Below are 10332 nucleotides of genomic sequence, written 5' to 3'. Positions count from 1 at the left end.
GGCCCTGCAGCACGGGATCCACGTCGCCAACTTCCCCCTCGTGGACGAGGACTTCGACCGCCGGGTGCTGCCCGCGCCCATCACCGCCCACACCGCCAAGTGCTTCGGGCTGACCTCCTCACCGCTGCGCCTGAGCCAGGTCCGCCAGGAACGACGACCCGGCACCGACTACTCCTCCCTGGCCCAGTGCGCCTGGGAACTGCGCAACGCCGAGGAGATGTACGCGCTCAATGGCATCCCTCACGTCAACTCCGCCTTCATGTCCGTCGAGGAGATCTCGGCCACGATCCTCCAAAAGATGGACCTCCAGGAACTCGGCCCCCGATGAGCATGCAGTGGTGCCCCACTGATTGCGCCATCCGCGGCCACCGTCGCGAAAGTCCCTGGGATGTCGCTGTCTCCGCGCACGCCTCGATCCGTGCTCGAAACCGGAGTCCGGCCGGAGTCCGAGAGACATCCGGGCCATCTGCCCCCGCACCGGCATCGACGACGGTCAGTTTCCACTTCGTGGTCCAGCGCTGAACCTGGGTGGCTTTCGGCGTGGGCGGACGCTGGACGCGAGACAGGGGACGATGTCCGTCCGCTCGGCGTCGTCAGCCGCGGTGGTGGCGACAGCCTGTGCACGTTGGATGAGCTCGCGATCATGGCAACGGGAGCGTCGGCCTACTCGTCGTACTGCTCGGTCGGGGCGTCGGCTGCTCGGTCGGACGGGACGCCCAGGGTCGACCTGTCGGACCGCCCGCCGACGCCAGCGCAGCAGGGTCTGGACCCACGGCGGAAATGCCGGGGGCGGACATGAGCTGCGCCACGCAGAGGGTGCGGCACCGCGGCGACCACACCGGTCAGTGCCGCCTCGACCGTCCGGCCGGGCGCTGTCAGCCGGTCCGGGCGGTAGAAGACTCAGCGCAGTCCGATGGTCGAGGCGAGAAGAGTGCCGGGGCGGATGCCGCTGCCCGGTTCGGCAGCCGTTGCGGCCGGTTGTCCGCTTCGGGGATCACGAGCCGCAGGCGGCACCGCAGATGCCGTCAATCTGAGCGTCCATCAGCGCGTCGCTACGGGCGGTCAGCGTCCGGCGCACCGGGGCCGGACACTCACCACTCCGCTGGACGCAGCGCCGCCCTGGTCGTGAAGGACTCTCCTGTCCGGATGTCCCCATGAATTCACACTCCTGTACCGAAACGCGGTCGACCCGCCCCCGGACAGTCACGGTGCAGTCGGTATTCACGCAGATCCAGCATTTTCCGTTCGCCGAGAACACCGTCGCGGATCCATGCCACACCCAACTCGGGACGGACAAGTTCCACGACTCCCACGTACTGCATCACAGGGCCGGTCCAAGCCTGGATCCGCTCACCTCTTCGCAGTTCTGTCGGGGAAATCGGCCCGCTGGATGTGGACATCGGTCTGCCTTTCGCGTCGTACTGGACGGCTGTTTTTCGTGCGCCTCTGCGGCGGGCCTGCACGTGCCGTCGCGCCGACTGTTTCATAGGTGTCGATGGCTCGTCGTAGAACCCGGCTCGGGCGAGCATGTTCGCAGCGGGAGCCCGCCCGGCGGGTCCAGACTCGCGGCCGGCCCCGCCCCGCACCGACGTGGGAGTCCCGGACCTGAAGGGGATCAGGACTGGTCGTGGTTGTGCTCCAGGACGGCGGCCAGCTCGTCCAGGGCCTGTTCGGCGCCGTCGCCCTCGGCGCGAAGGACGACGGTGTCGCCCTTCTCGGCGCCGAGGCTCATCAGCGACAGGACGCTGGCGGCGTCCAGGGCGTCCTCCGCAGGTGTGTCGGGGTGGGCGATGGTGACCTCGACGGGTTGGTTGCCGGCGGCCTCGGCGAAGATCGCCGCCGGACGGGCGTGCAGCCCGGAGTCGCTGCCGATGGTGGCGGTACGTTCGGTCATGGGTTTCTCCTTGAACGGTCGGTGGTGGTGGGTGGGCTGGGGTCAGAGGCCAAGGCGGGTGAGCTCCGGCAGCCGGTCCCGGACCGACTGGCGGGCGGTGTGGGCGGAGGAGGCCGACAGGGCGGCCCGGGCCAGCTGCTGGGCTTCGTCCAGGGTGACCGTGCGCAGGACCGCTGCGACGGCGGCCAGCGACCGGGGCGACATGGACAGCGAGGTGACGCCCAGGCCGGTGAGCACCACGGCCAGGGCAGGGTCGGAGGCGGCTTCCCCGCACACGCCCAGCGGCTTGCCGGTCGCTTGGGCGCCGTCGGCGGCGGTGCGGACCAGTCGCAGCAGGGCCGGTTGCCAGGGATCGTTGAACTCGGCCAGGGCGCTGAGCTGACGGTCGGCGGCCATCACGTACTGGGTGAGGTCGTTGGTGCCCACCGAGGCGAAGGCCACCTCGGTGAGGATCTCCGGGGCGGTCAGGGCCGCGGCCGGGACCTCGATCATCACCCCTGGGGTGGGGAGGCCGTGCTCGGCGCACAGGGCAGCGAAGGCCTGAGCCTCGGCGGGAGTGGACAGCATGGGCGCCATCACCCAGACCTCGGCGGACTCGGCGCCCGCGGCGGCCGCGATCGCCTCGAGCTGGCGGGCGAGCACGCCCGGGCTCGTACGGTCGGTGCGCAGTCCACGCACGCCCAGGGCGGGATTGGGTTCGGCGGCGTCGGTGAGGAAGGGCAGGGGCTTGTCCGCTCCGGCGTCGAGGGTGCGCACCACGACCTTCTGCCCCGGGAAAGCGGCGAAGACTCCGCGGTACTTCTCGGTCTGCTCCGCCACGGTCGGTTCGGTGGTGTGGCCCAGAAAGCAGAACTCGGTGCGCAGCAGCCCCACGCCCTGGGCACCGGCGGCGGCGGCGGCCACGGCGTCCTCGGCCCCGCCCACGTTGGCCAACAGCGGCACCTCGTGCCCGTCGGCGGTGACCCCGGCCCCGTCGAAGACGCCCAGCTGTCCCTTCTTCTGCTGCCAGGCCTGGGCGGCGCCCACCAGCTCCGGCGGCGGGTCGGGAGTCACCACCCCGGCGGCCCCGTCGACGTAGACCAGCTCGCCATCGAGCACACCGGCGAGCCCGGGAACGGCCACGACCGCGGGGATGCCCAGCGCGCGGGCGAGGATGGCGGTGTGGGACTGCGGCCCGCCCTGGCTGGTGATCAGTGCCAGGACGTGGGCGGGGTCAAGGACTGCGGTGTCGGCCGGAGCGAGGTCCTCCGCGGCCAGCACGAACGGCCCCTCGGCGAGCGGGATGCCCGGAGCCGGGACCCCGCGCAGCTGGGCCAGTATGCGTGAGCGCACGTCCAGGACGTCGGCGGCGCGCTCGGCCATGTACCCGCCCAGACCCGTGAGGGTGTCCGCGACTTGGGCCGCGGCCTCCCACAGAGCACGCTCGGTCGACAGCCCGTCACGCATCAGCCGGCGCGCGCCCTTGTGCAGCGAGGAGTCGGTGGCCATCAGCGCCGTGGCAGCCAGCACCTCGGCCGCCTCCGGTGAGACTGACTCCGCCCTGGCCCGTAGCGCGGCGGCCACGGTCGCACCGGCCTCCTTCAGCCGTTGCACCTCGACGGTGATCTCTTCGTCATTCAGCGGACGGAGCTCGGCGGTGGGCTCGGCCAGGGCCGGTGGCATGTGCCGGACGGGCCCGACGACGCGTCCGGGGCACACCCCGACGCCCTGCAACGGGCCTGTTGTCGTCGTGGAGGAAGTCGTGTTCATGGGTATCGATCACCGTTCGCTCAGTTCGGGTTCAGTGGTGACGGCCCGCCGAGTGTGTCCTGCGGCTGTGGGAGCGGACCGGGCGGGACAGCGTTGCCGTACGGCCCCCGCGGACGGTGGCGTTCAGCGCCGCGAAACTCACCACGGCCCTACAAGGGCTTCAGACGTGATGCACGTCACGGAAGTCATGTATAGCATCGTCCCCACAGATATGCACGGTTGTGAGAGAAATTTCTCAGCTCTGCACTGATGTGATTATGTGGCGAGGTGCTGACGTGGTGCGGAAGTGACTGCACCCGGGGATTCCAGTCGGGTGGCAAGATCGCCCGCGCCATGGGGGCGGTATGCGCAGAGTGCCCCCGCGCACCCCCGACCTCGGTTCCGGTCGTGCGTCAAGCAAACATCCACCAAACGGTTGCGCTCCGTGGTCCTGTGATGTTAGATGGGTCACATGCACATATGCGATAAGCGCTAATCACATATGTGAGTATGCCGTTCAGCCGCAAGGCGAGCGAAAAGTCCCCTTACCGCTTGGCCGGAAGGCCTCGAGCAGAGGAGTCGCCGTGATTACACAGCTCCTGGCTACAACCACAGACCCCATCGCTCCACCGCCCGGTCAGGACAACCCCGTGCTGGGCGCCCTGGACTGGGCGGCCACGAATTTCATCGGGCTCTTCAACGAGGCCGGCGGGACGTTCATGAGCCTGGTCACCGGGATCCTCCCGACCTTGTTGGTGCTGCTGACCACGATGTACGCGATCACCACCTGGGTGGGTGAGGACCGCATGGACCGGGCGATCCAGCGATCCGGCAAGTACGCCATCACGCGGTACACGGTCATGCCGATCCTGGCCGTGATCATCCTGACCAACCCCATGTGCTACTCGTTCGGCAAGTTCTTGCCCGAGCGCCAGAAGCCGGCCTTCTACGACTCGGCCGTCTCCTTCGTGCACCCGGTCACCGCCTTCTTCCCGCACGCGAACGCCGGCGAGCTCTTCGTGTGGACCGGAGTCGCCGCCGGCGTCCTCGAGGTGAGCGAAGCCTCCTATGCCCGACTGGCGCTGCTGTACTTCCTGGTCGGCATCGTGGTCATCTTCATCCGCGGCATGGTCACCGAGTGGATCACCCGCATGATGATCCGCCGCACCGGCCGGACCGAGCTGTTCGACGAGTTCGACCGCCACTTCGCGGCCAGCACTCCCGCCGTCACTCCCGCCACCAAGGAGTCCTAGACATGAGCGAGAAGACCAACGCTGACCAGCACAGCGACGAGAACGCGGACTACAGGTCCGTCACCGTCCAGCGCGGCGGCGCCGGTTGGGGCAAGGGCCTGCACCTGACCCCCACACCCGAGAAGAACATCGTGCTGTCCGTGACCGGCGGCGGCATCCATCCGGTCGCCCAGCGGATCGCTGACCTGACCGGGGCCGAGGCCGTGGACGGCTTCAATACCACCGTCCCGGACGAGTCCGTGCTCGCCGCGGTGATCAACTGCGGTGGAACGGCGCGGATCGGTGTCTATCCGCGCAAGAAGATCCCCACGGTCGACGTCTATCCGGGCGAACCGTCCGGGCCCCTGGCGCAGTTCATCACCGAGGATCTCTTCGTCTCCGCCGTGGGTGTGAAACAGGTCCAGCTCACGGAGGGCGAGGACGAAGCCACCACCATTCCGCCTGCGGACGAGGGGCAGCCGACGGCAGCGTCCACCACGTTCGCCAGGCCTCCCGCCAAGGAGCGCCTGGAGCAGACGGCCAAGACCATGGGTGGTGGCAGCAAGATCGGGGGGGCGTTCTCACGCTTCGTCGTGAGCTTCGGCTCCGGCATCGGCTATTTCATCAACACGCTGCTCTCGGCGGGCCGCCAGGCCGTGACGCTGACCATCCAGACGATCCTCCCGTTCATGGTCTATGTCAGCCTCCTGATCGGCATCGTCACCTACACGGGAGTCTCCGAGTGGATCGCCCAGGGCGTGCAGCCCCTGGCGAGCAACCCGCTGGGCCTGATCCTGCTGGGCTTCATCACGGCGATCCCGCTGCTGTCCCCGATCCTGGGCCCGGGCGCGGCGATCGCGCAGGTGGTGGGTGTGCTCATGGGCACCCAGATCGCCCAGGGAGCACTGCCCGTGCAGTACGCGCTGCCAACCCTGTTCGCGATCAACGGCCAGGTGGGGTGCGACTTCGTGCCCGTGGGCCTCTCCCTCGGGGAGGCCAAGCCGGAGACCGTGGCGGTCGGCACGCCGGCGGTGCTGTTCTCCCGAATGATCACCTCCCCGCTGGCCGTGCTCATCGCCTGGGCCGCCAGCTTCCTGCTCGTCTGAGAGAGGTGCGACACCGATGAACCCGACCCGAACCGTGAACCACGCCGAGAGGAACGACATGACCACGCAGATGAACGACATCATCTACGACAGCGAAGTCAGCACCGTGGGCGAGGAAGCCGCCTCCATGGTCGAGGGCGGTGTGCTCATCTTCTTCGCCGACCCGTGCCCCGCTGCGCTGGCAGAGGTGAGCGTGGTGCACAAGCCCTCGGGCCCGGCCTCCCGCGACCCTCGGCCCGGGGACGTGCTGCAGCTGGGCGAGAAGAGCGTGCGCATCACCAAGATGGGCGACATCGCGGCGTCCAACCTGCGGGAGCTGGGCCACGTCGTGGTCTACATGGACCCCGCGGAGAACATGAAGCTGCTGCCGGGCGCCATCCACGCCCAGGGCACCCTGGACCTGCCGCGCCCCGGGGCCCGCTTCACCATTCACACCGGATCCGCCGAGTAGCCGGGGGCACGTCATGAACACCGAATTCGCCCTCCTCTTCGGCGCGGCCCTCGTCCTGGGAGCCGCCGGGACCCTGCTGCAGCACCGCGCCTACAGCCGCGCGGTCAACAGGTTGGCCGACACCTATCGCGGCCGGGCCGCGAAGCTCGTGTCCGGCCGGCACAAAGGGAAGCTGCGCGGGGCCATCGTCCTGCTGGTCGTCGACGAGGTGACCCGCCAGGTGCTGGCCGCCGAGAAGATGACCGGCATGTCGGTCCTGGCCCGATTCCGGCCGGCACCGGAACTGCTCGGTCTGCTCCGCGACGCCGATCAGCGTGCCACCAATCCTCAGACGGCGCTGGCCGTCCAGGAGGCGCAGCAGCAGTTCGCCTCGCTGATGCGCCAGCAGAAGAAGGCCCCCGCCGCGACGCAGGGGGTACCCCAGAAGACAGCTCACCAGATTTCCGTCCCTCAACGGTGAAGAACCTCGGATAAGGAGTCCCCCATGGGATACAGCAAGAAGCTCGTCGCCCGACAGACCGCGACCGGCCGACCCGTGCGCGTCGGCCTCGTCGGAGCAGGACAGATGGGATCCGGGTTCATCGCCCAGATCAGCCGCCAGCCCGGCATGGACATCACGGCCGTGGCCGACATCGCCGCCGACCGGGCCGTCACCGCACTGGCCAACGCCGGTGTCACCGACGTCCAGCAGAGCGCGGACCTCGCGGAGCTCGCCGCGACCGTCGAGGCCGGCGGTCACGTGGTCGTCACCGACGCGGTCGACCTGACCCGGCTCCCGGTCGACATCGTGATCGAATGCTCCGGCGTGCCGGAGGTCGCCGCGAAGGTCGCTCTCGCGTCGATCCTCGCCGGCAAGGACGTGGCCCTGATGACCGTGGAGGCCGACGTGACGGTCGGGCTCCTGCTGGCGAAGCTGGCCCAGCGCAGCGGAGTCGTGTACACCGTGTGCCGCGGCGACGAGCCGGTCGAGTGCCTGAAGCTGATGGAGTTTGTGGAGGACATCGGCCTGGACGTCGTCTGCGTCGGGAAGGGCAAGAACAACCCGCTGCGCCCCACCGCCACCCCGGAGGAGCTGACCTCCGAGGCCGCCGAGAAGGGCATGAACCCCCGCATGCTGTGCTCCTTCGTGGACGGCACCAAGACCATGATCGAGATGGCCGACCTCGCCAACGCCGCGAACCTGGAGCTCTCCCAGCGCGGCATGATCGGCCCGGAGAGCACCGTGGCCGGGCTGTCGGAGGTCTTCAGGCCCCAGGCCGACGGCGGCATCCTCGACCGGTCGGGGGTCATCGACTACGCGACCGGCGAGGTGGCCCCCGGAGTGTTCGTCATCGGGAAGTCCACGGACCCCGTGGTGAGCGAGGAACTGCGCTACCTCAAGCTCGGCGAGGGCCCCTACTTCTCGTTCTACCGTCCCTACCACCTGGCCAGCATCGAGGCGGTGCTTTCCATCGGGGAGGCCGTGCTCGAACGCCAGCCCTCCCTGGCACCCGTCGCCTGGAACGCCGAGGTGACTGCGGTGGCCAAGCGGGATCTCAAGGCCGGCGAGAAGATCGACGGCATCGGTGGGTCCACCGTCCACGGAGTGGCCGTGCCCGCCCACGAGGCCGCTGCCGGCCGGGAGCTGCCGATCGGGCTGGCCTCCGCGGCGACCCTGATCCGTGACGTCCCCGCCGGCGTGCCGGTCACCTACGACGACGTCGAGCTGGACGAGACCCGCACCATCGTCGTCCTGCGCAAGCTGCAGGACCTGCTGCTCAAGGACGGGAACCTCTCCGCCATCGACCTCATCTTCCAGGACACGGTCCAGAAGGAGAACACGCTCCGATGAACAAGCTCGCTGCAGACAAAGGCACAGCCACCGAGATCCTCACCACCATGTGGCGCATCCGCCGCTTCGAAGAAGCGGTCGACGACCTCTTCGGACGCGGGCTGATGCACGGCACCATGCACCTGTCGATCGGCCAGGAGGCTGTCCCGGCCGGCGCGTGCCTGGCCCTGACCCGGGAGGATTACATCACCTCCACCCACCGCGGCCACGGCCACTGCATCGCCAAGGGCGCCAGCATCGAGCGGATGATGGCCGAGCTGCTGGCCAAGGAGACCGGCTACTGCAAGGGCCGAGGTGGTTCCATGCACATCGCCGACCCGGAGACCGGCAACCTCGGGGCCAACGGGATCGTGGCCGGAGGCGTCCCCATCGCCACCGGTGCAGCACTGGCCGCCCGGATGAAAGGCACCGACCAGGTCGCCGTGTGCTTCCACGGGGACGGGGCGATGGGGGAGGGCGCCTGGCACGAGGGCGTGGTGCTGGCGAACATGTGGCAGCTTCCCGTGGTCTTCATCTGCGAGAACAACAAGTACGGGATGTCCATGAGCTCCGAGCAGGCCTTCCGGCTCGAGAAGCTCTCCGACCGGGCACTGGGCTACGGCATCCCCGGGGTGACCGTGGACGGCAACGACGTCCAGGCCGTCCACGACGCGGTGCAGACCGCCGTGGCACGGGCGCGGGCCGGGGAGGGCCCGACGTTCATCGAGGCCCTGACCTACCGGTGGAAGGGACACTCCAAGAGCGACAAGAACCTCTACCGCACCCGCGAGGAGATCCAGGAGTGGCAGGGCCGGGATCCCATCCTCGCCTTTGAGAAGGAGGTCGTCGAGCACGGCACCCTGGACGAGGACCAGCTCGAGGAGGTCCGCACCGCGGTGCGCGACGAGCTCCGCGCGGCCGTCCGGACCGCCAACGCGGCTCCGGAGTCCTCCGCCGACGATCTTCTGTCCGCTGTCTACGCGAAGTGAGTGAGCAATCATGACTGACACCCTGACCGACGTGCAGACACGCACGATGACGTACTCCGAAGCGATCCGCGAAGCCCTGCTCCTGGCCATGGAGGCCGACGACCGGGTCTTCATGATGGGCGAGGACGTCGGGACCTACGGCGGAGCCTTCGGGGTCTCCGGGGACCTGATCCACAAGGTGGGTCCGGAGCGGATGCGCGACACCACGATCAGCGAACTCGGGATCGTGGGCGCCGGCGTCGGCGCCGCCCTGGCCGGCATGAAGCCCATCGTGGAGATCCAGTTCTCCGACTTCACCGCCCAGGCCATGGACCAGATCGCCAACCAGGCCGCCAAGATCCACTTCATGCTGGGCGGGTCCGTCAACGTCCCCATGGTCATCCGCGCACCCAGTGGCTCCGGCACCGGGGCCGCGGCCCAGCACTCCCAGAGCCTGGAGGCGTGGTTCACCCACATCCCAGGGCTCAAGGTCGTCATGCCCTCCAACCCCCGGGACGCCAAGGGCCTGCTGCTGGCCGCACTCGAGGACCCGAACCCGGTGATGATCCTCGAGCACAAGCTGCTCTACAAGACCTCCGGTCCTGTACCCGAAGGGGTTTACCACACGCCCCTGGGCGTGGCCGAGGTCGTGCGGGAGGGCAAGGACCTGACCATCGTCGCCACCGGCATCGAGGTCAGCCGCTCCCTCGAGGCCGCCGCCCTCCTGGCAGAGCAAGGCATCGAGGCGACCGTGGTGGACCCCAGGACGCTGACGCCCCTGGACACGGACACCATCTTCGCCTCGGTGAAGCAGACCGGGCGCGTGCTCCTGGTGCAGGAAGCCGTGAAGACCGGCGGCTACATGAGCGAGGTGTCGGCACTGATCTCCGAGTCCGAGACCTTCGGCCACCTGCGGGCACCGATCAAGCGTCTCGCCGGCCTGGACATCCCCATCCCCTACGCCCCGAAGCTCGAGAAGGCCGCCGTGCCCCAGATCGACGACATCGTGGCAGCCGCCACCCAACTCGTTCAGGAGTGGTGAGATGGCCCGCAAGCCGGTCACGATGCCCAAGATGTCCATGACCATGGAGGAGGGCACCATGGCGCAGTGGTTCAAGCAGCCCGGGGACACCGTCACGGCGG

The 10332-nt window shown here is 68.8% G+C and carries 10 protein-coding genes; 8 read left to right on the top strand and 2 right to left on the bottom strand.

Going from position 1 to position 10332, the window contains the following annotated elements; genetic code table 11:
- Positions 1 to 328, top strand: a 328-nt coding sequence (locus ACH9EU_RS00560) for a kinase/pyrophosphorylase (RefSeq protein ID WP_396411977.1), incomplete at its 5' end; no start/stop codon positions are given.
- A gap of 1287 nt (positions 329 to 1615) precedes the next feature.
- On the opposite strand, the gene ACH9EU_RS00555 is transcribed toward ACH9EU_RS00560, so the two are convergent.
- Together ACH9EU_RS00555 and ptsP are read right to left on the bottom strand one after the other, a co-directional pair.
- Positions 1616 to 1894 (bottom strand): HPr family phosphocarrier protein, encoded by a 279-nt coding sequence (locus ACH9EU_RS00555; protein WP_396411976.1) that lies wholly within the window; start codon positions 1892 to 1894, stop codon positions 1616 to 1618.
- Positions 1895 to 1936: 42 nt separating this feature from the next.
- Positions 1937 to 3643, bottom strand: coding sequence for a phosphoenolpyruvate--protein phosphotransferase (gene ptsP / locus ACH9EU_RS00550; protein ID WP_396411975.1), 1707 nt, complete (start codon positions 3641 to 3643; stop codon positions 1937 to 1939).
- A 563-nt stretch (positions 3644 to 4206) separates the two neighbouring features.
- Here ptsP and srlA point away from each other — a divergent pair.
- From srlA to ACH9EU_RS00515, 7 genes are read left to right on the top strand one after another with little or no spacing between them, the layout of a single operon-like run.
- Complete coding sequence (gene srlA, locus ACH9EU_RS00545; protein ID WP_396411974.1) at positions 4207 to 4875, top strand: PTS glucitol/sorbitol transporter subunit IIC; 669 nt, start codon at positions 4207 to 4209, stop codon at positions 4873 to 4875.
- A 2-nt stretch (positions 4876 to 4877) separates the two neighbouring features.
- Positions 4878 to 5960: a PTS glucitol/sorbitol transporter subunit IIB gene (srlE, locus tag ACH9EU_RS00540; protein ID WP_396411973.1), complete on the top strand. Its 1083-nt coding sequence runs from the start codon at positions 4878 to 4880 to the stop codon at positions 5958 to 5960.
- A 16-nt stretch (positions 5961 to 5976) separates the two neighbouring features.
- A complete protein-coding gene (locus tag ACH9EU_RS00535) occupies positions 5977 to 6411 on the top strand; it encodes a PTS glucitol/sorbitol transporter subunit IIA (protein ID WP_396411972.1) in 435 nt (144 codons plus the stop codon).
- A 13-nt stretch (positions 6412 to 6424) separates the two neighbouring features.
- Complete coding sequence (locus ACH9EU_RS00530; RefSeq protein ID WP_396411971.1) at positions 6425 to 6871, top strand: transcriptional regulator GutM; 447 nt, start codon at positions 6425 to 6427, stop codon at positions 6869 to 6871.
- A 24-nt stretch (positions 6872 to 6895) separates the two neighbouring features.
- Positions 6896 to 8242 carry an NAD(P)H-dependent oxidoreductase gene (locus ACH9EU_RS00525; RefSeq protein ID WP_396411970.1) on the top strand — a complete coding sequence of 449 codons (1347 nt, stop codon included), beginning with the start codon at positions 6896 to 6898 and terminating at the stop codon, positions 8240 to 8242.
- Entirely contained in the window at positions 8239 to 9210 is a 972-nt protein-coding gene (locus ACH9EU_RS00520) for a thiamine pyrophosphate-dependent enzyme (RefSeq protein ID WP_396411969.1), read from the top strand. Before ACH9EU_RS00525 ends, ACH9EU_RS00520 begins: the two co-directional genes overlap by 4 nt.
- Before the next feature lie 10 nt (positions 9211 to 9220).
- On the top strand, positions 9221 to 10231 hold the full coding sequence (locus tag ACH9EU_RS00515) for an alpha-ketoacid dehydrogenase subunit beta (RefSeq protein WP_449555788.1): 1011 nt from the start codon (positions 9221 to 9223) through the stop codon (positions 10229 to 10231).
- Positions 10232 to 10332 lie beyond the last annotated feature (101 nt).

Origin of the sequence: Kocuria rhizosphaerae (assembly GCF_044462265.1) — a bacterium.
Taxonomy (GTDB): Bacteria; Actinomycetota; Actinomycetes; order Actinomycetales; family Micrococcaceae; genus Kocuria; species Kocuria rhizosphaerae.
Note: the sequence above shows the minus strand (reverse complement) of the source record. Positions and strands in the feature narration are given on the sequence as shown.

What these genes read in the sequence shown, in the direction of transcription:
- ACH9EU_RS00525 (WP_396411970.1), top strand. Translation starts at nt 6,896, where the DNA reads ATGGGATACAGCAAGAAGCTCGTCGCCCGACAGACCGCGACCGGCCGA.
- ACH9EU_RS00555 (WP_396411976.1), bottom strand. Translation starts at nt 1,894, where the DNA reads ATGACCGAACGTACCGCCACCATCGGCAGCGACTCCGGGCTGCACGCC.
- ACH9EU_RS00530 (WP_396411971.1), top strand. Translation starts at nt 6,425, where the DNA reads ATGAACACCGAATTCGCCCTCCTCTTCGGCGCGGCCCTCGTCCTGGGA.
- ptsP (WP_396411975.1), bottom strand. Translation starts at nt 3,643, where the DNA reads ATGAACACGACTTCCTCCACGACGACAACAGGCCCGTTGCAGGGCGTC.
- ACH9EU_RS00515 (WP_449555788.1), top strand. Translation starts at nt 9,221, where the DNA reads ATGACTGACACCCTGACCGACGTGCAGACACGCACGATGACGTACTCC.
- ACH9EU_RS00520 (WP_396411969.1), top strand. Translation starts at nt 8,239, where the DNA reads ATGAACAAGCTCGCTGCAGACAAAGGCACAGCCACCGAGATCCTCACC.
- ACH9EU_RS00535 (WP_396411972.1), top strand. Translation starts at nt 5,977, where the DNA reads ATGAACCCGACCCGAACCGTGAACCACGCCGAGAGGAACGACATGACC.
- srlE (WP_396411973.1), top strand. Translation starts at nt 4,878, where the DNA reads ATGAGCGAGAAGACCAACGCTGACCAGCACAGCGACGAGAACGCGGAC.